18 protein-coding genes and 1 pseudogene are annotated in these 22,564 nt (G+C 65.3%); 9 read left to right on the forward strand and 10 right to left on the reverse strand.

Features of this window, described 5'->3' with window-relative positions; all coding sequences use genetic code 11:
* Window positions 1-43: 43 nt before the first annotated feature.
* A complete protein-coding gene (locus HMPREF1478_RS02965; RefSeq protein ID WP_016460596.1) occupies window positions 44-925 on the reverse strand; it encodes a DUF5926 family protein in 882 nt (293 codons plus the stop codon).
* Between the two features lie 341 nt (window positions 926-1,266).
* Window positions 1,267-2,865, reverse strand: coding sequence for a xylulokinase (locus HMPREF1478_RS02970; RefSeq protein ID WP_016460597.1), 1,599 nt, complete (start codon window positions 2,863-2,865; stop codon window positions 1,267-1,269).
* Between the two features lie 256 nt (window positions 2,866-3,121).
* Here HMPREF1478_RS02970 and relB point away from each other — a divergent pair, with 256 nt between their 5' ends.
* The 4 genes and pseudogenes from relB to HMPREF1478_RS10280 form a co-directional block, all read left to right on the forward strand.
* Window positions 3,122-3,364 (forward strand): type II toxin-antitoxin system RelB family antitoxin, encoded by a 243-nt coding sequence (relB, locus tag HMPREF1478_RS02975; protein ID WP_016460598.1) that lies wholly within the window; start codon window positions 3,122-3,124, stop codon window positions 3,362-3,364.
* A gap of 173 nt (window positions 3,365-3,537) precedes the next feature.
* Window positions 3,538-4,041, forward strand: a complete 504-nt coding sequence (locus HMPREF1478_RS02980; protein ID WP_016460599.1) for a helix-turn-helix domain-containing protein — start codon at window positions 3,538-3,540, stop codon at window positions 4,039-4,041.
* Window positions 4,042-4,073: 32 nt separating this feature from the next.
* Window positions 4,074-4,901 (forward strand): IS3 family transposase, encoded by an 828-nt coding sequence (locus HMPREF1478_RS02985; RefSeq protein WP_016460600.1) that lies wholly within the window; start codon window positions 4,074-4,076, stop codon window positions 4,899-4,901.
* Window positions 4,902-4,943: 42 nt separating this feature from the next.
* A pseudogene (locus HMPREF1478_RS10280) lies at window positions 4,944-5,078 on the forward strand (type II toxin-antitoxin system RelE family toxin); the annotation flags it as partial.
* Window position 5,079: 1 nt separating this feature from the next.
* Here HMPREF1478_RS10280 and HMPREF1478_RS02990 read toward each other — a convergent pair.
* A complete protein-coding gene (locus HMPREF1478_RS02990) occupies window positions 5,080-5,679 on the reverse strand; it encodes a TetR/AcrR family transcriptional regulator (RefSeq protein ID WP_016460601.1) in 600 nt (199 codons plus the stop codon).
* 127 nt (window positions 5,680-5,806) lie between these two features.
* Here HMPREF1478_RS02990 and HMPREF1478_RS02995 point away from each other — a divergent pair, with 127 nt between their 5' ends.
* Genes HMPREF1478_RS02995 through HMPREF1478_RS10285 form a run of 3 tightly spaced genes read left to right on the forward strand, consistent with a single transcriptional unit; the run spans window position 5,807 to window position 8,946 of the window.
* Window positions 5,807-6,994 (forward strand): alpha/beta fold hydrolase, encoded by a 1,188-nt coding sequence (locus HMPREF1478_RS02995; protein WP_016460602.1) that lies wholly within the window; start codon window positions 5,807-5,809, stop codon window positions 6,992-6,994.
* Between the two features lie 56 nt (window positions 6,995-7,050).
* Complete coding sequence (locus tag HMPREF1478_RS03000; RefSeq protein WP_016460603.1) at window positions 7,051-8,355, forward strand: AAA family ATPase; 1,305 nt, start codon at window positions 7,051-7,053, stop codon at window positions 8,353-8,355.
* Window positions 8,356-8,403: 48 nt separating this feature from the next.
* Window positions 8,404-8,946 carry an RloB family protein gene (locus HMPREF1478_RS10285; protein WP_167507294.1) on the forward strand — a complete coding sequence of 181 codons (543 nt, stop codon included), beginning with the start codon at window positions 8,404-8,406 and terminating at the stop codon, window positions 8,944-8,946.
* Window position 8,947: 1 nt separating this feature from the next.
* Here the strand turns inward: HMPREF1478_RS10285 and HMPREF1478_RS03005 are convergent, their stop codons facing one another.
* Window positions 8,948-9,865, reverse strand: coding sequence for an HAD-IIB family hydrolase (locus tag HMPREF1478_RS03005; RefSeq protein ID WP_016460605.1), 918 nt, complete (start codon window positions 9,863-9,865; stop codon window positions 8,948-8,950).
* Window positions 9,862-11,139 (reverse strand): serine--tRNA ligase, encoded by a 1,278-nt coding sequence (gene serS / locus HMPREF1478_RS03010; protein ID WP_016460606.1) that lies wholly within the window; start codon window positions 11,137-11,139, stop codon window positions 9,862-9,864. The genes HMPREF1478_RS03005 and serS overlap by 4 nt, the downstream gene beginning before the upstream one ends.
* 254 nt (window positions 11,140-11,393) lie before the next feature.
* Between serS and HMPREF1478_RS03015 the strand changes: the two genes are divergently transcribed.
* The gene (locus tag HMPREF1478_RS03015) at window positions 11,394-12,689 is read left to right on the forward strand and encodes a diacylglycerol/lipid kinase family protein (RefSeq protein WP_034474866.1); all 1,296 of its coding nucleotides are present in this window, start codon (window positions 11,394-11,396) and stop codon (window positions 12,687-12,689) included.
* A gap of 398 nt (window positions 12,690-13,087) precedes the next feature.
* Here the strand turns inward: HMPREF1478_RS03015 and pheA are convergent, their stop codons facing one another.
* The 3 genes from pheA to HMPREF1478_RS03030 form a co-directional block, all read right to left on the reverse strand.
* Entirely contained in the window at window positions 13,088-14,095 is a 1,008-nt protein-coding gene (gene pheA / locus HMPREF1478_RS03020) for a prephenate dehydratase (RefSeq protein WP_034474867.1), read from the reverse strand.
* Window positions 14,096-14,287: 192 nt separating this feature from the next.
* Window positions 14,288-16,543, reverse strand: a complete 2,256-nt coding sequence (locus HMPREF1478_RS03025; RefSeq protein ID WP_016460609.1) for a DUF6541 family protein — start codon at window positions 16,541-16,543, stop codon at window positions 14,288-14,290.
* Between the two features lie 3 nt (window positions 16,544-16,546).
* Window positions 16,547-17,173: a DedA family protein gene (locus HMPREF1478_RS03030; protein WP_048677730.1), complete on the reverse strand. Its 627-nt coding sequence runs from the start codon at window positions 17,171-17,173 to the stop codon at window positions 16,547-16,549.
* Window positions 17,174-17,286: 113 nt separating this feature from the next.
* On the opposite strand from HMPREF1478_RS03030, the gene HMPREF1478_RS03035 reads away from it, so the two are divergent.
* Window positions 17,287-20,319 carry a lysylphosphatidylglycerol synthase transmembrane domain-containing protein gene (locus tag HMPREF1478_RS03035; protein ID WP_016460611.1) on the forward strand — a complete coding sequence of 1,011 codons (3,033 nt, stop codon included), beginning with the start codon at window positions 17,287-17,289 and terminating at the stop codon, window positions 20,317-20,319.
* 162 nt (window positions 20,320-20,481) lie between these two features.
* Here the strand turns inward: HMPREF1478_RS03035 and HMPREF1478_RS03040 are convergent, their stop codons facing one another.
* Both HMPREF1478_RS03040 and HMPREF1478_RS03045 read right to left on the reverse strand, forming a co-directional pair.
* Window positions 20,482-21,864 carry a Fic family protein gene (locus HMPREF1478_RS03040; protein ID WP_016460612.1) on the reverse strand — a complete coding sequence of 461 codons (1,383 nt, stop codon included), beginning with the start codon at window positions 21,862-21,864 and terminating at the stop codon, window positions 20,482-20,484.
* Window positions 21,865-22,018: 154 nt separating this feature from the next.
* Window positions 22,019-22,486, reverse strand: a complete 468-nt coding sequence (locus HMPREF1478_RS03045) for a protease inhibitor I9 family protein (protein ID WP_016460613.1) — start codon at window positions 22,484-22,486, stop codon at window positions 22,019-22,021.
* Between the last annotated feature and the right edge of the window lie 78 nt (window positions 22,487-22,564).

A 22,564-nucleotide genomic window follows, 5' to 3' on the forward strand; every position in this document is an offset into this window, starting at 1 on the left:
AATGTGAGCGACAAGCCGATCTAAACGGCAGGTAAAATTGTGCTCAGCGGATCGTCACAGCTCGGGAGACGAGGCCCTGACGCGCGCGGCGTTCCTTGTCGTCCAGGCGCTCGGTGACCGCCAGAGCCTCGTCGAGGGCCTTGGCGAGAGCCTGCGTGCCGGGCGCAACGTCGGAGGCGCTGGCACCCTCGGGCAGCTCGAAGACCGGGACGATCAGGCCGCACGCACGGAAGGAACCCACGTAGCGCGACCCCTCACCGACGTTGGCCTCGCCGCGCGCAGCCAGACGGGCTAGCGCGTCGAAGAGCTTGGCCTCGTCGTTATCCGTCAGGAAACGCACGAAGTTACGGTTCATCTCGCACCAGTACGCGCCGGGGACGCCGGGCACGGGCTCGGTCGGGATGATCTCGTCGCGGTTCTGCTCAAGGGCACGACGCGTCTGGTCGTCGATCTCCTCGGCCGGGTCGAACCAGAAGGAGAAGTCCTCCTCGAGCTTCATGTCCGTGAAGCTGTCGAGGTCGAGGATGTCCTGGAGACGCTCGGACGGCTCGCGCACGTCGATCGAGATGACGCCCTCGTCGCCCGCTTCCTTCGCGGCGATGGCCGCGAGCAGCGCGGCGCCCGCGTCGTGGCTCAGGTCCGCGGAGTTCGAGCGGGTCTGCAGCGCAACGAGGATGCGGCCGTCGGGGCGCACCATCGCGGGATGGCCCTCGGGCAGGAGAGTCACGAATTCAAATTCGACGGCGCCGTGGTCGGCGTCGGTGCGTGCGGTCAGCGTGGCCGCCGGGATGAGCTCGCGCATGGCGACCAGCTCGATCTCCTTCGGCAGGCCCTCGTAGGGGCGCGCGACGAAGGGGATCGGCGGGCGATACGCCTTGAGCTTGGCGGGATCGGTGACCTTCTTACGGCGGCTAGCTTTACCCATGGGAGTAATCGTAGCGGGTTTCGCTCAATCGACGAGGCGCAGGCTGGGCGAGCCGGTCCACTCACTCCGGCCCACGCCTCGTCAGCGGCCCCGGGCGATGACCTCCACGCCTCCCCACGCTCCGTCCCGCCCTCCCCAAATGTCGCATGCAATTTGGTTCCCCTAACTTTTATGAGGTATCGAGAATTGCCCGGAATTCCAACGATCCGATTTCAATGTTTGAAATAGTTCGCAGGGAATTGCATGCGACATTTTTGGGTAAACATATGGTGAGGCAGAGGCTGGGCGGCATTAGGGCAGCATCTGGCAGCGCGGGGCGCTTCGTCAGCGCCCGGGCCTCGTCAGCGCCCCCGGGCGATGACCTCCACACCGGGCAGGGACGCGCGGTAGGAGTCGAGGAAGCGCTCGTAGCCGGCCACGCCCTCGGGAGTGGGCTCGAGGGTGGAGACCGAGGCCCCGGCGAAGACGCGCTCGGAGAGGTAGTCCGGCAGGGCGGGCACGGCCTCGTCCCCAGCAACGACCGCACGGTAGCGCGCGAGGACCGCGATGCCCCACGCTCCACCCTCGCCCGCGGTGTCGCCCACGGACACGGGGATGTTCAGCGAGTCGGCGAGAATCTGCTGGGCGACGCCCGGGGTCTTGAACAGGCCGCCGTGCGCGAACAACGAGTCGAGACGCACGCCCTCGGCGCTCAGGATGTCGACGCCAATGCGCACGGCCGCGAAGATGCTCATGAGCTGGGCGCGCACCGCGTTCGCCAGGGTCACGCGTGCGTCGGCCGTGTGCGTGAACACCGGCTGCGCGGCCTCCTGGCCGACGAGCGGCTCGGCCGACAGGGTGTTGTAGGCCATGACGCCGCCCGCGTCGGCCTCGCCCGTGAGCGCGTGGACATAGAGCGCGTCGTAGATCGCGGGCACACTCACGTCGGCACCCACGAGGCGCGCGAAGTCCGCGAACCAGCCCACCCACGCGTCAATCTCGGATGCGCCGTTGTTCGAGTGAACCATCGCGACCGGTGATCCATCGGGCGTGGTCACCATGTCGATCTCGGTGTGCAGCTCGGTGAGAGAACGCTCGAGGACCGCCATGAGGAAGACCGAGGTACCGCACGAGATGTTGCCGGTGCGCTGCGCGATCGCGTTCGTGGCGATCATGCCGGTACCCGCGTCGCCTTCGGGCGGGCACAGCGCGATCCCCGGCTGGAGCGTCCCGGTCGGGTCGATGAGCGCGGCACCCTCAGGGGTGAGCGCGCCCGCGTCCTCACCCGCGCGCAGCACGGTCGGCAGCACGTCGCGCAGGCGCCACGGGACCCGGCCGGCGAGCAGGGCCTCGTACTGATCGAGGTAGGACTCCACGTACGTGCCCGTCGTCGAATCAATCGGGAACATGCCCGAGGCGTCGCCGATACCGAGGACGTGGTGGCCCGTCAGCTGGTGATGGACCCAGCCGGCCAGGGTCGTCAGGCGGGCGACGCGCGGGGCGTGCTCCTCGGAGTCGAGGACCGCCTGGTGCAGGTGGGCAACCGACCAACGCAGCGGAATGTTGAAGCCGAAGAGGCGGGTGAGCTCATCCGCCGCGCGTCCCGTGTTCGTGTTGCGCCACGTGCGGAAGGGCGCGAGCAGATTATCGTCGGCATCGAAGGCGAGGTAGCCGTGCATCATGCCCGAGATGCCGATCGAGCCGTAAGACGTCGGGGTGACGTCGTAGCGCTCGCGCACGTCGGCGACCAGGGACGCGTAGGCGCTCTGCAAACCGGCGACGACCTCGTCGAGGCTGTAGGACCACAGGCCACCCTCCAGGTGATTCTCCCAGCCGTGGCCACCGGTGGCGAGCACCTCGTGGTCGGGGCCGATCAGGACGGCCTTGATGCGGGTCGAGCCAAATTCGATGCCGAGCGCGGTGTCGGCGGCGGCGATGGCGGCGCGGGGGTCGGTGCTCACGGATGCTCCTTGGGTCTTCATTGACGAGGCGGGGGCCGGGAATGCGTTAACGGTAACACTTTCGCGCACGCCCCGACGGGGACCTGAGACCCCTTATCGAACGCGCCGTCCGGTATATGCAGATTCACGTTGTCATAACGTGTCATTCCCACCGACAGGCCAAACGCTCGCATCGGCGCTCCTGCATCTCCGCCGACCTCTTCCAACTGCCGCCTCGGGGGAGTAGACTACGCGTAGTCACAAATGAGGAGGAGACATGTCTACGGCACGCGTTGCACGCTCCGTCAAGCTCGATCCCGAGATCGACGCCCGCCTCACGGCTCTCGCCCAGCGGACCGGCCGAACGAAGTCGTTCTACATGAATCGCGCCATCGAGTCAGCACTCGAAGAGATCGAGCTGGCCTACTCACTGCAGGCGGAACTTGAGGACATTCGCGCCGGACGAGTCGCATCGGTGAGCCTCGACGAGGCGGTGAAGACCCTTGACCTGGAGGGCTGAGCTGTCACCGCGCGCGCTGAAACAGCTCAGCAAGCTCGACAAGCCGACCGCGAGACGCATCATCGACTACCTCCGCGAGACCGCGAGCGGCGAAGATCCCCGCTCACGCGGGAATGAACTGCCTCCCGTTTCTTGGACATCGAAATTGAAGTCCAGGGAATGGGAGGCTTTTCGTGTCTGTGAATCTGGGGTTGAGGCATGATCGTTTGCTTCGGGAGCAGGCGGTGGAGATGTTTGAGAGGGGATTTGGCTATCGTTTGACCGCCGGGAGGCTTGGTGTGTCTGCTGAGACTGTGAGAGAGTGGCAGAAGATGTACCGCGTGATCGGGAGGGGCGGGCTTCTTGCCATGGGAGTAAAGCGGGCCAAATACGACTATGAGACCAAGGTCGCTGCGGCGAGGGCCGTGGTTGACGGTGGGATGAGTAAGCCTGAGGCGATGGTGCGTTTCGGTATTGCGAGCGCGACATCGTTGAAGAAGTGGTGCAGGCTGTACCGCGAGGGCGGCGCGCAGGCGCTCAAGCCCAAGCCCAAGGGCAGGCCAAAGGGGGCGGTGCCACCAACGCGTGAGGAGGAACTCGAAGAGCGCGTGCGCAAGCTCGAGGCGCAGGTGGCGTACCTAAAAAAATCGATTGCCCTGAAGGCGCAGAGGCGCTCCCAAACCGGGACAAAGCCCTAGTGGTCGCTGAGCTTTCAGGGCGCGGACATGCGGTGTGTGATCTCCTCGAGGCCGCCGGTCTTGCCAGGTCGAGCTACTACTACGCGCTGGCTCACCCCCAGCAGCCAACCAGGGTGTATCTGCGGCCCAAGGTTGCCCAGATTTTTTCACGAACCCCCAACGGGTGCGGTCACAGGCAGGTAGCCATGTGCCTGCGCGCTGAGGAAGGGGAGCGCATCGCCGATAAGACGGTCTTGAAGATGATGCGTGAGATGGGGCTGCGCTGCGGCATACGCCGCGAAACGAAGTACCACAGGTACAACTCCTACAAGGGGGACGTGGGGCAAAGTTTCGACAACATCATCGGCCGCGACTTTAAGGCCGATGGGCCCTGGCAGAAACTCGGTACCGACGTCACCGAGTTCAAGCTTTCCTTCGGTAAGGCCTACCTCGCTCCGGTCTACGACTTTGCCAGCAAAGAGATCGTGGCCCACTCCATATCGATGTGTCCCAACCTCGCCCAACAAAAAGAGATGCTCCAGATGCTCATGGACGCCAAGCCCGCAGGGGCCGAGCCGATCTTGCACTCGGACATGGGATGGCAATACCAGCACAAGGCCTACATCAGTGCGCTCGCCGATAACGGTTTCATCCAGAGCATGTCACGCAAAGGCAACTGCATCGACAATGGCGCCACCGAGCAGGTCTTCGGGCACCTCAAGGACGAGTTCTTTCGCGGCCAGGACTGGCAGACCTTCGAGAGCTTCAAAGCCGACCTCGAGGCTTACATCACGCACTGGAACACAACAAGACGCCAAGTAAAGCTCAAGGGCCTGACCCCGGCAGAATACCGGGATCAGGCCCTACAGGAAGCCGCATAACGGCTACCATTAAACGCGTCCAAGTTTCGGGGCGCAGTTCAGAAGGGACTGACCGGCAACCTTTCAGGCTTTTGGCGATACCGTGTTGGCAACTATCGAATCATTGCGTCCATCGAAGATGATGAGCTATTGATCCTCGCCATCAATATCGATCACCGGTCACGCATCTACCGCTGACCTACCGGGCACCGAACCCCTCGATGAAGAGCTCTCGGGCGCGGTCGATCGCGGCGAGTTCCTTGTCCGTGAGGGGCTTCGTGGCGCTGCGCTCGATGAAGGTCAGGACGACGGAAGCGTAGACGTCGGCGGCGAGCGGCAGCACCTCGTCGTCCACGCGACCACGGGCCCAATCGGCAAATACCGAACAGCACGTGCGATAAATCTGCTCGTGCAGGTCGCCGTCGCCGCCCACGCGGATAGCGAGCAGGGTCGTCAGGGCGTGGCCGTTGCGCGCGTACACGTCGGCGAGGTGGCGAGCGACGGCTCGGGCGTCGCGCCCCTCGCCGAACCACAGGCCCTCGAGCGCCGGGGTGATCTCGTCGAGGAGGAAAGACACCACCTCTGCGAGCAGCGCGTCCTTGTCGGTGTAGTGGTCGTAGAAGGTCGTGCGCGACACCATCGACGCGGCGCAGATGTCGGTGACACTCACGTGCGCGTACGGCTTGGCCTGGCACGCCTTCACGAGGCCGGAACGGATCGCCCGACGCGTCTTGCGAACGCGCAGGTCCAGGTTCTTCTCGGCCTCGCGCCCGTGCTTTTCCGTGCCTCGCAGGAACATGTCTCTCCGATCAATTTTCCACTATCAATGTGCTTATCCTACGTATAGCGGTTGCTCTGTCCGGTATCCAACACTCCGTTTGTTATTGTTCAGTCCACCGCACTCGGGCAGCCGATACGGTCGAGACATGTTCACCGAATACACCGGCAATCGCCAATTCGACCTGCAGCTCAACCGGACCTTCGCACCGATCCTCGACCGCGCGGGCATGGAGACGATCGCGGCCACCGCACTCCCCCAGCTTCGAACAACAGACCAGATCACGGAGCTCGCCCAGGGCCTCGCCGAGCGCTTCTCCTCCGAGGGCGACGCGGATGCCGCGTGGCGTCTCTACGAGCTCGCGGCCTTCTACCTCGGTGCGGACGACCCCCGTAAGCGGCGCTTCATCGACGCCATGTCGGCCTCCTTCGACGAGGCCCACCGAGGCCTCGCACTCACCCGTCACGCAGTGCCCTTCGGGGACGGGGAGCTGACCGCGATGCGGTGGGAGGCGGACCCGACGGACCGCGCGCAGGCCCCGGCAGGTACCCCGACGACGCTCATCATGATGAACGGCTTCGACGGATACGCGGAGGAGATCATCGACTTCGCGTCCCACTTCCCCACCCGCCCATTCGACACCATCGCCTTCGATGGGCCAGGCCAGGGGCACACGGTCCTGGCGGGCATGCCGCTCGAGCCGCAGTGGGAGCGCCCGACGAACGCGGTGTTGGACTATTTCGGCATCGAGAGTGCCGCGGCGCTCGGCGTGTCCTTCGGCGGATACCTCGTCACGCGCGCGGCCGCCTACTGCCCGCGCATCACGCACGTCATCGCCTTCGACATGATGTACCGGCTCCTGGACGGCCTGACGGCGCCACTGCCTCGTCCCCTGCGCCCCATCGCGGACGCGGTCGTCGGGAACCCGAGGCCCGCATGGCTTATCGACGCCGCGCTGGGCACGGCCTCACGACTCAGCACGGACCTGGGGTGGAAGCTCCAGCAGGCCTCGCACCTGACCGGGCTGAGCAGGCCGAGCGAGGTGCTGCGGGCGTTTGGCGACTACACGATGAAACCGTTCGAGGGCCGGATCACTCAGCCGTGCCTGGTCCTGGCCGGCGACGCGGATCAGTACGTGCCCTTCGAGCGGCTGGGCGACGTGCGCCGGGCCTTGGAAAACTCGGCGTCCCTGGACGTGCGCGCATTCCGCCACGCGCAGGACCCGGACATGGCGCAGCACTGCCAGATCGGAGACCTTGACCGCGCCTTCGCGATCATGGGCGATTGGCTGCAGGCAGCACCAATGAAATCACTCCGCAATTCAATTAGGGTATGAGCGCTTCATTTTCGATAACTTTTATCGAAATCGGATCGATGATGTAGCATATCCCTATGCATCTCCTACGATTCACGTTTGAGAACCATCGGTCGTTCCGCGATGAGGCCACCCTCGACCTGACACGGCCCACACTCAAGACGCTCCGCCCCTCCAAGGGCACAGAGTGGACCGACCACATCCACCACGTTGACGGCATCTACGGCGCAAACGCTTCCGGCAAGACTAACGTTCTCGATGCGCTCCATTACATGCTTGGAGTCATCGGCTCCTCGGCAACATCGTGGCTCGATGAGCCACAGTTCCCTCGAGCCCCCTTTGCGCTTATCCCGGAACAGATGACAGCTCCCGCTACCTTTGAACTCGAGTTCATCTACTCCGGGCAACGGTACGACTATCGCTTTGCGACGGACAGTGACGGCATCACCGAAGAGTCACTGCATGTCGTGAGTACTCGATGGAAAGAAGTGTACTCCCGCAACACTGACGGGCGTGTGAAGGGCCTGAAGGGGATCACTCGAGTTGCGAGACGCGAACTCGCACTTTCCCGCGCCGCCCAGTTCAACCATGCATCAGTAACGCCAATCTGGGAAGCTCTCATGCGTGGATTCGACCTTTATCACGTCGGAGACGGGGAAGTTAACGCACGCATTGATCGCATCGCTCGACAACTGAAAGAACGGAGTTTAAACCTCAGCGCCCTCGTTACCCTCGCGCAAATCGCAGACACAGGCATCACGCATGTCGAGGTGGAGGAACACGCAATTCCCCCGCGGTTCGCCCAGCTAGTCGCCCAGATGCTGGCGCCTGCCTCCGACGACAGTCAGGAACAGGCTAGTGATAGCTCGTCAGACGAAGTAGAAGACATCAGCAACTACATTGCACGCAACCTCCTATTTCGGCACGGAGAAAGCAGCGGAAGACTCAGAAGCTCCGATGAATCAACCGGCACCATGGCATGGCTCGCACTCGGGACAGCTGTCGTTAATGCCCTACGAAAAGGCTGTGTACTTGTTGTTGACGAACTTGGTTCAAGCCTTCATCCTCAACTTTCCCGCCTCATCATCGACTGGTTCGATGCCCCTGAGGTAAACACAACAGGCGCACAGCTCATCTTCACCAGCCACGATATGACCCTGCTCGATGCGGGCCGTGGCAGCAGAGCCAAGCGCGAGCAAGTGTGGTTCGTTGAGAAGGGCAGCAACGGAGCAAGCGAGCTCTTTAACCTTGATGACTTCACACTCCAGAAGGGCAGCAATATCGTCAAACAATACCTGGAGGGGCAGTTCGGAGGCGTGCCTTACACAGCGCCCTCCCTGATTCACAACCTACTGAACAGAAACACCGAGGAAATACGGTGAGACCTCATGGGACGGCCCGGTACACGCAAAACACGTAATCCTAAGAATGTGAAGATCCGCTACGCAGTATTTACCGAAGGTCTCGTCACCGAACGGCAGTACCTGGAGCTTCTATACCAACAGATTCGCCCTAAGCACGCGACAATCAAAATTCACGCCATCGGCGGAGAACCGTCACGAGTGCTCAAGGAATGCAATAAAGCACTGCGAAAAGACGATTTCGACCATGCAATCCTTATCGTCGATGTTGACCAACACCAGAGACTCGATGAAGTATTGACTAGTTGCAGAAATTCATCTGAAGTTGACGCTATCGTCTCCAACCCTTGCTTTGAGCTCTGGCTCCTCTGGCACACGCAAAATCAAACGGGGTACATCGAATCACGGGGTTGCGTCAATCTTGCTCACCGCGCCAAAGTGACGGACGAGAAGGCTCTCACTACCCAGTTCCCCCACGCCAACTACGAAGCAGCCATAGAACGGGCGCGCAAAGCGTGGCCAGGCCTTACCCCCAACGAAAAAGAACCCAATCCTTCCTCTGCTATGCCATGGTTCATCGATCTGCTGGTATCTCCCCCGAAGGAGAAGTAGCTCAGCGGCCGCCGACCCCGCAGCGGCGCATGATCGCGTGCATGACGGCGGCGGCACCATCGTTTTCGACGGCGGCCGTCACGTGATTGGCGTGGGCGCGCACCTCCTCGGAGGCACCACCCATGGCGACGCCGAAGGCCGCCCACTCAATCATCGCAATGTCGTTCGTGCCGTCCCCCACGGCGACGGTTCCAGACGCGGGAACGCCCAGTCGCGCACGCAGCGACTCCAGCCCGGTCGCCTTGGTCACGCCGAGCGGCTCGATGTCCGCCCACGACGTCCAGCCGACGAACACCTCGTGTGTGCGCGACACGTCCAAGGACGACAGGATCCGATCAAACTCCTCGCGATCCACGTCGGCGGCGCGCACGACGATCTTCGGGGTCGGCGTGGAGGCCAGCTCCTCCATCGACACGATGCGATGCTCGATGCCCTCGATCTCGTTGTTCGGGAACGGGGCGGACAGCAGGATGTCGGGGTGCGGCATCGACGCGAACACGGCACCCGGAATCGCAGAGGCAATCTCCTCCAGGCATGCCCCCGGAACGAAGGTGCGCTCCTCGACGATCTCGCACTTCCCGCCGCTCACGCGCACGAGCGTCGCGCCGTTATTACACAGCGCCCACCCGTCCGTGAAGTCGAGGGCCCCCAGGACCGGGATGACGCCCTCGAGCGCACGTCCCGACGCGATGAGCACGTGCGCGCCCGCGGCGGCGAGGCCGTGGATCCCCTCCAGGACGCGCGGCGTCGCCCCCGCGGGGGTCAGGATCGTGCCGTCGATGTCGAGCGCGACCAGCGCCTGGCCCGCCGACGTCGGAAAGTCGGCGGGCAGGGCGGCCGAGGCCTCGTCGAGGAGAACCTCGAAGGGGCGAGCGACTTCCCCGGTGGAGGGGACCGTCAGGAAGCGCTCTTGGCTCATCGAGCGACCGGGGTCAGGACCTCGAGTCCACCCAGGTAGGGGCGCAGGGCCTCGGGCACGTAGATCGAGCCGTCCGCCTGCTGGTGGTTCTCCAGGAAGGCGACGATCCAGCGGGTCGTGGCCAGCGTGCCGTTGAGCGTGGCGACCGCGGCCATGCCATCCTCGCGGCGCTCGCGAATGCCGAGGCGGCGCGCCTGGAAGGTCGTGCAGTTCGAGGTCGAGGTGACCTCCATGTAGCGCTCCTGGGTGGGCAGCCACGCCTCGCAGTCGAACTTGCGGGCGGCCGAGGTTCCCAGGTCGCCGGCGGCCGTGTCGATGACGCGGTAGGGCAGCTCGACCTTGGCCAGCATCTCCTCTTCCCACGCGAGGAAGCGCTCGTGCTCAGCGGCGGCGTCCTCGGGGCGGCAGTAGCTGAACATTTCAGCCTTGTTGAACTGGTGGACGCGGATGATACCGCGCGTGTCCTTGCCCGCAGAGCCGGCCTCGCGGCGGTAGCAGGTGGACCAGCCCATGTAGCGCTTGGGGCCGGCGCTCAGGTCGAGGATCTCGTCGGCGTGGTAGCCGGCGAGGGCCACCTCGGACGTGCCCGTCAGGTACAGGTCGTCGGCGGGCAGGTAGTAGATCTCGTCGGAGTGCTCGTTGAGGAAGCCGGTGCCGCCCATAATCTGCGGGGTGACCAGCGTCGGGGTCATCATCGGCACGAAGCCGTTGGCCAGCGCCTGATCCATCGCCATCGTCATGATGGCCAGCTCGAGGCGGGCGCCGATGCCCTTGAGGTAGTAGAAGCGGGCGCCGGAGACCTTCGCGCCGCGCTTGGTGTCGATCGCGTCCAGGCCCTCACCCAGCGCGAGGTGATCCTGGGGCTCGAAGCCCTCGGCCGCGAAGTCGCGAGGGGCGGGTCCCTCGTGGCGCAGGACCACGAAGTCATCCTCACCGCCGACGGGCACACCGTCGAGAACGAGGTTCGGCAGGAGGCGGGCGAGGCGGTCGGCCTCGGCGTCGGCAGCGTTCGCGGCGGCCTCGGCGGCCTTCACCTGCTCGGCGAGCTCCTTGGCCTTGGCCAGGATCGCCGGACGCTCCTCCTTGGAGGCGCGACCCACGGACTTAGAGACCTCTTTCTGGGTGGCTCGCAGCGTCTCGAAGGCCTGGAGGGCCTCGCGACGGGCGGCGTCGGCCTCGATGATTTCATCGACGAGGCCGGGGTTGGCTCCGCGGGCGCGCTGGGAGGCGCGGGCGGGTTCGGGGTTTTCACGCAGGGCACGCACATCAATCATGCATCCCATCCTATGCCAGGTGGCATCCCGTGTCCCATATCGGGCCAGCTATGAATTCAACACACCAGGTCAAGGTTATGCACAAACCACATGCCTGTTATCCTCAAAAGCCTGAAAGTTATCCACCTTTGGTGCATAACCGTGTGGACAAGATGATGCTGGGTGCACACCAGGCAGGCGCTTATGACACGAAGTACAACGAAAAGCCACTTCACAACCCGTCCACAGGGCACCCGCAGGCTACGCTTGTGGATATGGACGCAACACCCTGGGTACTCGCCGCGGTCGCCGGAGCCGGAGCGATCGGCGTCGCGCGCCTAGCAACCGCCCTCAGCCGTCGGCACCGCCGCCGCCAAGCCCTCGAAGTCCCCGCCTCCGTGGACGACCCCACGCGCGGACGGCCGCGTCCCTGGATCATCATGAATCCCTCCAAGCACGAGGATCCCCAGGCCTTCAAAGACCGCATCAACCGCAAGGCCAAGGAACTGGGCATCGACCACGTGCACTGGCGCGAAACCACCCGCGAGGACCCAGGCACCGGCCAGGCCGTGCGCGCCCTTGAGGAGGGTGCCACTGTCGTCATCGCCGCGGGCGGAGACGGAACCGTCCGCGCCGTCGCGGCCGGCATGGCCGGATCCGGCGTACGCATGGGCATCATCCCCGTGGGCACGGGCAACGTCCTGGCCGGCAACCTGTCTATCCCCGACAACCCCGCGCAGGCCCTCGCCATCGCACTCGACCGCAATCACCGCGCCGTCGACCTGGCCTGGGTGCGCGTCGAAGACGCCACGCAGGAATCCGATCAGCCCGCCGAAGGTGGCCTCCGCCTCGCCGCGCACGCCGCGCTGCACCCCGAGGACACTCTTCAGGACGAGGCTGCCCCGGCCTCGTCGAACGAGCCGCGCGCAGACGAGTACGCGTGCCTCGTCGTCGCGGGAATGGGCTACGACGGCGAGACCATGGCCGACACGGATCCCGAGCTGAAGAAGCGCATCGGGTGGATCGCCTACGTGTGGGCGGGCCTGGGGGCGATGGGCGCCCCGCGCATGAAGGCCCGCCTGACCCTGCGTTCCCCCGCCGCAGCCGCGCCGGACCCCCTCGGGATCGGCGACCAGATCTCCGGTTCCGTCATCCACGAGGCCGGGGACGTCGCGGACGAGGTCACCGAGGTCGAGGCGCGATCCGTCATGTTCGCCAACGCCGGCGAGATGAAGATGCTCATCCTGGCACCCGACGCGAATCTGTCGGACGGCCTCATCGACGTGATCGCCGTCGACGCGCAGGCTGGTCTGCTCGGATGGGCGGACGTGACATGGAAGATGCTCGGCCAGCTGATCGGGCTTCGCCCCGTGAACCTGCCCGTCGCGACGGGCACGGTCGCCTTCCGCCAAGCGAAGGGCGCATCAGTGACAAGCAAGGAAGCCCAGGTGTGCCAGGTGGACGGGGACGCAATCGGCGTCGCCCACACCATGCACGTTCGCATGCAGGCGGGTGCCCTCGACATCGCCGTTCCCGCTGAGCGCACGTGGATGGAGCTGCTGCCGAGCTGAGCCCGCTTCCTTACGCGATGCGTGCCGCGCACGAGCCTGTTGTCAAGTAGCAGTGCACTACTGAGCGCAGCATTGCACTACTTCGCGTGGCATTCCACTAGATAGGAAGCAGTGCAATGCCCCCACAACTAGTGCATTGCTGCTGCATCTAGTGCAGCGCTGCAGGATCTGCGCCCTTTTGAACGCCGGCAGGGACGTTGTCGGCAGCAAGTGCCACGATGACGCTTGTGACCGATGAGGTGTTACACCCGATCGGGAAGATTCAACCCCTTCTGATCGGGTTGAATCTTCCCGATCAGGTTGAATCTCCCCAAAACGGGTTGAATCCCGACGATAGTACACAAGGTATCGAGGTGCGCCGCGATGTGGGCCCGCAAAACATCAAGAAACCTGACGCGTCAGGCCAGCGGCCACGACGGCGCGCTGCCAACAGCCTCGCCCGTGCCATCCCCGCCGTGCAGCAGATCCGCGACCCACGCGCGGCCCGCGCGGAAGGCCTCGTCCGTGGTGCCCGGAGTAACCGCCGCGCGCACGCCGTCGACGCGCGGGTAGGAGCCCATGAAACGCACCTCCGGCGAATAGCGGTGCAGGCCCACGAGGGCCGCCTGGACGCGCTCCTCGCGAATGTGGCCGACGATGTCGATGCTGAACGTGTAGTTGCCGAGGCCGTCCCCGCTCGGGCGCGACTCAATGCGCGACAGGTCGACGCCGCGCGCCGAGAACTGCTCAAGGAGGGTCAGCAGCGCACCCGACTCGTTGACTGGCAGGGCCACCTGGATGGTCGTCTTATCCGCGCCGGTCGGCGGGGGCACCACGCCGGGGCGGGCCACCAGGACGAAGCGGGTGATCGCGCCCGGATTGTCGGCGACGTCGGTGAACAGGGCCTCAAGGCCGTAGGTGTTGACGGAGACCGCGTTGCACAGGGCAGCATCGAAGGAGGCGTCGCCGTCGGAGAGCAGCTCGGCGGCGGCAGCCGTCGACGTCGCGGGCACGTGAATCGCGCCCGGGAAGGTCTCTTCGACCCATCCGCGGCACTGCGCCCACGCGTGCGGGTGAGTGCCGATGCGGCGGATATCCTCGGGGCGCGTGCCCGGCAGGACGGCCAGCTGGAAGACGACGTGCACGTGCATCTCGGCGACGATGACGAGGGGGTCGCCGTGCGAGAGGGAATCCAGCGTCGCGTTGACACCGCCCTCGATGGAGTTTTCGATCGGGACGACGGCCCGGTCGGCCTCGCCGCGGCGCACCGCCGCGAGCGCCTGGGGGGCGCTCGTCATGGGCATGAGGACGGCTCCGGCGGGGGCGACCTGGTGGACGGCCTGTTCGGTAAAGGTGCCGAAGGGGCCGAGGAAGGCGATACGAAGCTTGTCACCGAGGGGCGCGGGGCCGGGAATGTTCGTCGTCATGGTGTCAAGGGTAACGAGAGCATCGCGCGCGGTGCGCCCTCGTTTCAGCGCCGGGGGCGCATTGTGGCCAATCGCGCGGGATTCGAGGGGCGCGCGGACCTCGTGCGAGCACGCCCGGGAATAGGCACGCCCGGGAATAGGCACGCCCCCGGGAGGCAGGTCACGCACACCCCCAGGCAAGCGGTTCGGGCCTCAGCTACCGCCCCCGGGGACGCCGGTCGCGAAGGCGTCGCGTCCGCCGCCGGGGGTGATGTCGCCGCACGCGGTGATCTTCCACAGTTTCGCGGTGCCGCCCGCGTCGACGAGCTCGAACCCGGTGGACGTGTCGACGCCGTAGAGACCCGGGTTACGGGCGGAGCGCATGAAGTTGTAGTAGGCGCCGTCTTCTTCCTCGTAGAAGTGCGTGATGCCGAGCTTGCGCACGACCTCGCACACCTCGGGGTCGGTCGCGATGTCGTGGAAGTGCTGGGTGAGGACCTTCTGCGAGGCGCCGTCCGCGTTGACTGTGCTCAGCTGCGGGAAGACGGCCTTGCGTCCGCCGAGCATCTCGGAGTAGGCGGCGCCCGCGATTGGGTCGCCGAGGATGAGCGCGTTGGGTGCGGTCGTGTACTTCATGCGGCGCAGCATGGCGAGTTCGCCGGTGGTGGCCATGCCGGGTTTGCCCAGGTGCGCGGGGTCGTACACGTAGGCGACCGCGGTGTTTCGCGCGTCGATTGCGCCGAAGCCGGACAGGACGAGGATGAGGAGTCCGACGCCCACCTGGATCGGCCAGCGCGGCGCTTCGATCTCCTCGTCGACGCCGCGTTCGGCGAGGATGCGCTGCAGGGACCTGGTCCACGCGGCGTGCAGAGCGTGGATGATCGCAGCGGTGCCGACGGCCATGAGGACCGTCAGCGCAATGTCTTCGACGCCCATGATGCGGCGGGCGTCCTTGTACCAGGGGGCCAGCAGGTACGTGCGCAGCGCCGAGTCGGGCGCGTAGGCGAGGCCGGTCAGGCCCGCAAGGATCAGGTAGGAGACGATCGGCCAGCACGGCAGGGGCAGCGCTTCTTCCTCGTCGGACGAGGCCGGGGCTCCCTCGTCCGCGCCCGTCTCCTGCGTGAGTCCGGCCTGTTCGGCGGCGCGCTCGAGGGGGTCGGGGCGGCGCCAGAGCGTGTGCAGGCGGGCGGTCGCGGCGATGCCGGCGATGAGGAGGAGCAGCTGGATGAGGGTCCAGTAGGTGGTGCTGGGAGTGCTCGTGAAGGGCGGGTAGGGCAGGAACGCGTGGGCGAAGGCCTCGCCCCAGCCGTTTCCGTTGCGCGGGTACTTGCCCATCGCCTGGATCTTCGACGACGACAGCGCGAGGAGCGGGGCCGCGACGACGGCGAGCGCGAGGGCACCCCACGCGAGGGCGGCGAGCTGGCCTCGGCCATCGCGCTCGTAGGCCCGGCGGGCGAAGGAGAGAATCGACGCCAGGAGCGGGGCGATGAGGAGGGCGAGGAGGGAGAAGGCGGCGCTCGGGTGGGCGCCGACGAGGCCGAGGGCGCCGATCAGCAGGAAAACACCCTGGGGGATGCGGCGCATGAACGCGCGTACCCCGTCTCCGGCGCGCAGATCCGTGGTAAAGCGTCGACCGACGACGATCGCGGCCGCGGCGAGCCCGGGAACCAGCGCGGTGCCGGTCGAGTTGGGCCACTGGTTGTACATGGTGAGCGCGTCGGCCGGCATGTTGAGCAGCATGCCGCCGATGACCGGCGCGGCGAGGAGAGCGCTGCGCGAGGCGGTGAGCACCGAGACGAGCGCTGCCAGGCCGATCACCCACACGGCCATGAGTGCCAGCGAGGAGACGTTGGCGGTCTGGACAACCGAGTCGTAGCGCGCAAAAAGCGCGACGAAAGCGTGCCAGCCCGTGGGGTAGTAGACGCTCCTGCCGCCGTAGAGCTCGTGGAGGCCACCGAAGGGGCTCGCATCCTTTCCGTACAGGATCGCGTGCACGCCGTTTTGGTGGAACGTCGGGTCCCACTGCTGGACGGGGTTGGCCGGGTCCGCGCCCGCAAGAAGCGGCCACGCGGCCACGAGGAAGCCGACGAGGATCGCTCCCCACGTGGAGGCGCGGACCGCAGCCTGCGCGCCGCCGATGGGAACGCGTACGCCGATGGCCTCGCGCAGGGGAACTCCCCGCAGTGAGAAACCGCCGTTACTGCGGTGGAAGAAGCTCAACGCCCACGCGGCGGCGCCACCGATGGCGCTCAGGCCGAGGACTGGCAGGGCGGTGGAGGGTTCCCACTCAATGTCGAGGGCCGGGTAGGCCGCTGACAGGGCCGTGACGAGGCCGAAGGTGAACGCGGGTGCCGCACCGATCGCGACGAGCGACGAGCGCCCCCCGGCCCGCAGCCACATGAAGCCCGGCAGCACCAGGGCGACCATCATGGCCAGCAGGGTCGGAAGCAGCATCCACCAGGCCAGCACGGCTTACTCCTCCTCGGATGCGGCGCGGCGCTTACCGATCATCTCGATGATGACGGGCAGGACCGACGCGAGGATGATGACGCCGAGGATGAGCGTCAGGTTGTCGTGCACGAAGGGAACGTTGCCCAGGAGCGCACCCACGAGGATGAAGCCCGCGCCCCAGATGACAGAACCGAGCGTGTTGAAGACCAGGAACTTCGCGTAGGGGTAGCGGGCCATGCCCGCGGCGATCGGGATGAACGTGCGCACGAAGGGAATAAAACGGCCGATGACCAGCGACCGGCCTCCGTAGTTCGTGAAGTAGTGCTCCGCCTTCTCCAGGTGCTCCGTCTTGAGGATTCGGGCGTCCGGCTTGAAGAAGCGCCGTCCCCACTTGGCGCCCAGGAAGTAGCCGATTTGCGCGCCGATGAAAGCTGCGACGACGACGAGGAGGATCAGGGTCGGCAGGTGCAGGCCGAGGCGGTCGTGGAGCAGGCCCGCGGTGAACAGCAGGGACTCGCCGGGCAGGACCGGGAACAGGACACCGGACTCGATGAGAACGATGAGCATCGTTCCCCACAGCACCCACGGTCCCATGGCGACGAGCAGGGTCTCGGGATTTTTAAACCACTCGATAACGGTGTGCAGCATCGACGGATCTGATGCGGTCACGAGTGTCGACCAGGTCACGATAGGGCCCTTTTCTGCCGGGAATGTATCACCCTAACCCTACCTTTGTTGACCGCGATTATAGGATAGGCAACATGAGGAAGCGCAAGGATTCACACGACGGCTCGCCGGTCGCTGACACAAACCTCCTCTTCGTCCCATCATCATCTGACGATTCCGCAGAGAACGGGGTCGACGCCCTCATGGGAATGATCGACGAGGCAGGGGCTCAGCCCGCGCCACCGCCACCCCCCGAGGTGCCCGCATCGGAGGCACGCACGGAGGTCATGGCGCCCGTCGTCGTGCCGAACGCGACCACCGCCCCGGTCACCATGCCCCCCAGCATTCCTCCCAGCCACGCAGATTCCGACCAGGGCACCCCGGCCTCGTCGATGATCGCCGACAGCGGCGTCACAGTGCCTCCCCCGCCCGCCACCACCGATTCCGATAGCGCCGCCGACACGCACGAGCCCGCCCCGGCCTCGTCCACGCCCGTAGCCACGGACACCACCAACACCGAGGATGTGCACGGCGCCGAGGAAGACGCAACCACCCCCGCGAGCGCGTCCGAGGAGGCGGAGAAGACCCCCTCCCCAGCCACCGGCGAGATCGCCGCGAACCTGCCGGTGCGCCGCATGCGCCTGCCCCGCCCCGTCTACATCGCCGACCGCATCACGAGCGTGCGACGCCGCCGCGAGGACGCCGTCGACGTCGTCATCTCCCTCATCGCGATTTTCTTCATCTGGACGATCGGCGCGCTCGCCAGCGCGACCACGCGCGGCGTCACCATGGACGTCCTCAGCTTCCAGCTGGTCCGCAAGATCCTCATCCTGCCGGTGAGCATCACCGAGGGCCTCATCATTTTGACCACGCCGATCCTCGTGATCGTCTCGCTCGCGCTACGCAGACGCCTCCAGGCGATCATCCAGGTCCTGGTCACGAGCCTCGTCGCGGCAGTCGGCGGCTGGATCATCATCCTGCTGACGGGACTGCTCCCCTCGGAACTGACCGCGCCGCTGAGCGTGGACCGCGCGCTCGCCACCCAAGGCTCCCAAACCGGTATCGCAATTGCGATCAACCTGGTCATCGTCACCCTGTGCGCCCTGTTCACCTCCGCGGGTGAGGCCCAGTCGATGAAGGCCATTAAGTGGGGCTGGACCGGCCTGTGGATCATCCTCATCCTGGGCGTGCTGCGCTCCTCCATGACGCTGCCCGTCGCCTTCATCTCCGTCTTCCTGGGCCGCGCGTTCGGCTCGGGCTCGCGGTGGATCATGGGCTACGACGACCAGAGGGCCAAGGGCGCAAAACTCGTCGAGGCCCTCCTCGGCATCGGCATCACACCCTCGCGGATCGTGCGCACCGACCTCGACACCACCGAAGAACCCCTGGCGACCTGGGCCGTCGCCGAAGACTCGCGCGGCCGCCTGACACAGATGCCCGCCGACCTGGGCGACATGGGCGTCACGGTCACGCGCCACCCGGGCCAGGATCACTACCGCCACTACCAGGCGTGGAGCGACACGGGCCTCGCCTACGAGCTCATCGCCATGGATCCCGGCCAGGAGCTGACCGGCACCCTCCTCGAAATGTGGAACAACCTGCGGCTGCGCGGCATCAGCCGGTGGGTCTCCCCCTCGCTCAAGGCGCAGGCCGAGCGCTCCTCGTTCACAACCCTGCAGGCGCTGCGTGCGGGCGTATTCACGCAGGAGCCGATCGGCATCGCCTCGGCCTCCGACTCGATCATTCTGGTCATGTCCGCACTGCCGCCGACGACCCCGCTGACGGAGCTCGGCGAGGCTGCGACGGACGAGGTCTTGGACCGCGCGTGGGAGCAGCTGCACTTCGCGCACGCGCGCGGCATTTCGCACCGCGCCCTCACTCCCGAGGCCGTGGTCGTCGACTCATCCTCGGACGTGTGGCTCCTCGACTGGGATTCCGGCGAGGTTGCGACGACCGAGCTGAACCAGTCGATCGACATCGCGCAGATGCTGGTTCTCACGGCCCTGGCCGTGGGGCCTGAGCGCGCGCTCGAGGCCGGACGGCGCTGCGTCGGGGAGGAGACGCTGATCGCGTGCGCCCCCGTCATCCAGAAGCCCGTTCTTCCCGCATCCATCAACCAGCGCCTGCGCCGTTCCGATCTGCTGAGCGAGCTGCGCGCGGCCCTCGTGGGCGACTCCGAGGCGGAGACAGCGCCGACGGCTGACCTGCAGCGCTTCCGCCCGCGCACGATCTTCACAATCGCGGTGGCGTTCATCGCGGTCTTCATCGTCGTGGGTTCGCTGAACTTCAGCGACATCGTGACCACGGTCAAGAGCGCGAACCCGTGGTGGATGCTCGCTTCCGCGGTGCTCGCCTGCCTCATCTGGGTCGGGTCCGCGGTCCCGCTTGTTGCCCTGTCGCCTGAGAAGCTGAGCCTGCGAGAGACTCTCATCGCCCAGGTCGCGGCCTCGATCATTACGATCGTGGCACCCGCCGGCGTGGGACCCGCGGCCCTCAACCTGCGCTACCTGCGCAAGCGTCGCGTTCCCACCGCGATGGCGGTGACGACCGTGACCCTCATGCAGATCTCGCAGGCGCTCATCACGATCATCCTGCTGCTGATCGTCATGGTGATCGCCGGGTCGTCACTGTCCGTATCGGTCCCCTACGGCACCATCCTGGGTGTCGTCGCGGTCGTGATGGTCGCGGTCGGCGTCATCGTCGCGGTGCCGAAGGTGCGCCGCTGGATCTGGTCGAAGATTCAGCCGACCTGGCAGCAGGTATACCCGCGCCTCCTGTGGATCATCGGCCAGCCGCGTCGCCTCGCTGCGGTCGTGGGCGGCAACCTGCTGATGAACATCGGCTACGTGGGCGCGTTCTGGACGGCGCTGCTCGCCATGGGCGGTTCGCTGAACTTCTCCACGGTGTCGATCACCTACCTGACGGCGAACGCGGCCGGCTCCTTCATCCCGTCGCCGGGTGGTATCGGTACCGTCGAAACGGCGCTGACCTCGGGCCTGACGGTTGCGGGCATCTCCTCGTCGGTTGCGATCGCGACAGCCCTGCTCTACCGTCTCGTCACCTTCTACGGCCGTATCCCCTTCGGCTGGCTGGCCATGAAGTACATGGAAAAGAAGGACATGATCTAGGGCACGGACAGACGCGCGCGGATCCGTCACACTATCCATTTACTTCAAATTAAGGCTAAATTTGAAGTAAATGGAAGCAATGCCTTCTCGACGAACATATCCACAGTCGTACCCTGACGACTGCCACCGCATCGCGGCAACCCTCGGACCCCTCCCCTCTTGTCAGTCACCGTCCCCTTCAAGGGCACAATCAACCCGACGCTGAAGATCTGACACCGGATACCACTCGAAGCTCCGGCCGCGCCGAACACGTCTCAAATAGCCCTCATCCTCGAGTCCACGCAGGTCGGCGTGCGCAGTCTGAGGAGTGACCCTGTATTTGTTGGCATGCGCCGCTGCTGTCACTGTCATCATGGGATCACGCAAGGCTTCTTCGATGACGCCGATCTGACGGTTCGTGAGTGTCGTGGCGCGCAGGCGATGCTTCACCTGATCCAGCTCCTTGGATTTCTTTGCCAGATAATCGTGCAGCTCGCGGATTCCACGCAGAATTATCCGCGCATGCCAGATCAGGAAGTAGGTAAGGTCGCCCTCATCCTGCTCGACTTCAAGGAATGAGCGAGCGTACTGTGCGGGCGCTCTATGCAGTAGTCGGGACACCGGAACAAAGTCCATCAGAAAGAAGCCCTCACGCAGCATCACCCACTGCGCAATGACGCGGGCCGTGCGACCGTTACCATCAACGAAGTAGTGGTCGTATCCCATCATGAAGTGAACAATGAGCGCCCTGACGAGGGGCGGCACATATTGCGTCGCATACTCACCTTCACCATTCACGAAGGAACACAGACGCTCCAGGCGCTCGGGCAGCTCCGATGCGGACGGCGGAACATGGAGCGGCTGCTCCTCGCTTTCCGTCCCGTAGATGCGAACCCTGCCCTCCCCCTCCCGCTGGAGGCGGCCAGCATCGCCAGGATCATCGAGCGTCCCCTCAGTCACGATCCGATGAACCTCACAGATAAACTCTGGAGTGAGCTTATCCGTGAGACGCCCCCGCACAAATTCGAGGGCGAGAAAATTGTTTCGGATCATCCGCTCCGACCGCGTCTGCGGGCGCCTCCCCTCCCGGAGCATCTTTTTCGCATCGCGCCTCGACGTGGAGGCTCCCTCCATCTGGGAGGATGTGATCGCCTCCTCGTACAGGGAGTTGATGAGGTATCTGTCTCGCGCAGCCTCCGTTGCTACCTCCCCGGGGAGCTCGACCTGACCTCGCGCCTGAGCGGTAATATCCTCATTCAGGCTCAACAGCACATCGGGCAGATTAAAGGTCAAGGGTGTTGCGTCCTTCATCGTGAAGGGCGTCGGTCTAGCAGTGGTCGCTCGAGCACTGCGAACCGCGCACCACCAGGCCTCGCGGGTGAGTCCCTCGGGCACCGGCTCGGCCCGGAAGTAATACTCCCACGGCCGATACTCCGGATCATCAAGTCCGCCAGCTAGCGCGCGAATAACAGACGAACGATGATCCTCATCCATATCCCTGAGGCTATTGAGAACACTGTCATAGAGTTCAGCCAGGCGACAGGGCGGAGGGGTCGGCTTCTTCATGACTGCTCCGTTCACGCTTATTTCAAATTACTTCTAATATTATCTTAATTTGAAGTAATTAGAAATACTCTCACCCCAAGTCCTGGATCCCATCTATGCGCAAGAGAGCGCACCCCACCTGCCTCACTCCGGCACGAGGCAGCCGACCGTTCGCTTACTGGAGGCTGTTGTTGCCGTCCGGGTATGCCGCCTGGACGCCGCTGACCGCGCGGATCGTCTCCAGCGAACCGGCGGGCACGCGCAGGGCGTAGCCGCGCAGCGCGTTGCGATACTCGCGCTCCACGGTCACGGACGCGCCCGGGAAGGACGCGGCCACGGCCTCGTTAATCGAGGTGAGGGTCGCCTCCCCGTCGGCGCCTTCCGCGAGCTGGACGATCACGACGACGGTGGTGTCGGCGTCCTGGCTGCCGGATTGCGCGCTCGGTCCGCTTTGCCCGTTCTTTGAGGTCAGCGCGGTATCGGGGTCGACACTCGACGAGGCCGTGGCCCCCGGAGCGGACTGGGAGGAGTCTGCGGGAGCGCCGGACTGCGGCGCGGGCGTCGGCGACGTCGCGGTGGAACAGCTGGCAACCGCAAGCGCGCACGTGCCCACTCCGGCCAGAAAAACGGCTGGTTTCTTCATGGTTATCTGCTCCTTGCTGCGGGCGTGCGCTGTCGCGCTGACGCCTCCAACATAGCGCAGATAGAGGGCCCGGGAGCG

This window comes from Actinomyces sp. HPA0247, from assembly GCA_000411415.1.
Lineage (GTDB): Bacteria > Actinomycetota > Actinomycetes > Actinomycetales > Actinomycetaceae > Pauljensenia.

What these genes read in the sequence shown, in the direction of transcription:
- HMPREF1478_RS02995 (WP_016460602.1), top strand. Translation starts at nt 5,807, where the DNA reads ATGTTCACCGAATACACCGGCAATCGCCAATTCGACCTGCAGCTCAAC.
- HMPREF1478_RS03015 (WP_034474866.1), top strand. Translation starts at nt 11,394, where the DNA reads ATGGACGCAACACCCTGGGTACTCGCCGCGGTCGCCGGAGCCGGAGCG.
- HMPREF1478_RS02965 (WP_016460596.1), bottom strand. Translation starts at nt 925, where the DNA reads ATGGGTAAAGCTAGCCGCCGTAAGAAGGTCACCGATCCCGCCAAGCTC.
- HMPREF1478_RS03005 (WP_016460605.1), bottom strand. Translation starts at nt 9,865, where the DNA reads ATGAGCCAAGAGCGCTTCCTGACGGTCCCCTCCACCGGGGAAGTCGCT.
- HMPREF1478_RS03045 (WP_016460613.1), bottom strand. Translation starts at nt 22,486, where the DNA reads ATGAAGAAACCAGCCGTTTTTCTGGCCGGAGTGGGCACGTGCGCGCTT.
- HMPREF1478_RS03000 (WP_016460603.1), top strand. Translation starts at nt 7,051, where the DNA reads ATGCATCTCCTACGATTCACGTTTGAGAACCATCGGTCGTTCCGCGAT.
- HMPREF1478_RS03030 (WP_048677730.1), bottom strand. Translation starts at nt 17,173, where the DNA reads ATGCTGCACACCGTTATCGAGTGGTTTAAAAATCCCGAGACCCTGCTC.
- HMPREF1478_RS03035 (WP_016460611.1), top strand. Translation starts at nt 17,287, where the DNA reads ATGAGGAAGCGCAAGGATTCACACGACGGCTCGCCGGTCGCTGACACA.
- HMPREF1478_RS02990 (WP_016460601.1), bottom strand. Translation starts at nt 5,679, where the DNA reads ATGTTCCTGCGAGGCACGGAAAAGCACGGGCGCGAGGCCGAGAAGAAC.
- HMPREF1478_RS03040 (WP_016460612.1), bottom strand. Translation starts at nt 21,864, where the DNA reads ATGAAGAAGCCGACCCCTCCGCCCTGTCGCCTGGCTGAACTCTATGAC.
- serS (WP_016460606.1), bottom strand. Translation starts at nt 11,139, where the DNA reads ATGATTGATGTGCGTGCCCTGCGTGAAAACCCCGAACCCGCCCGCGCC.
- relB (WP_016460598.1), top strand. Translation starts at nt 3,122, where the DNA reads ATGTCTACGGCACGCGTTGCACGCTCCGTCAAGCTCGATCCCGAGATC.
- pheA (WP_034474867.1), bottom strand. Translation starts at nt 14,095, where the DNA reads ATGACGACGAACATTCCCGGCCCCGCGCCCCTCGGTGACAAGCTTCGT.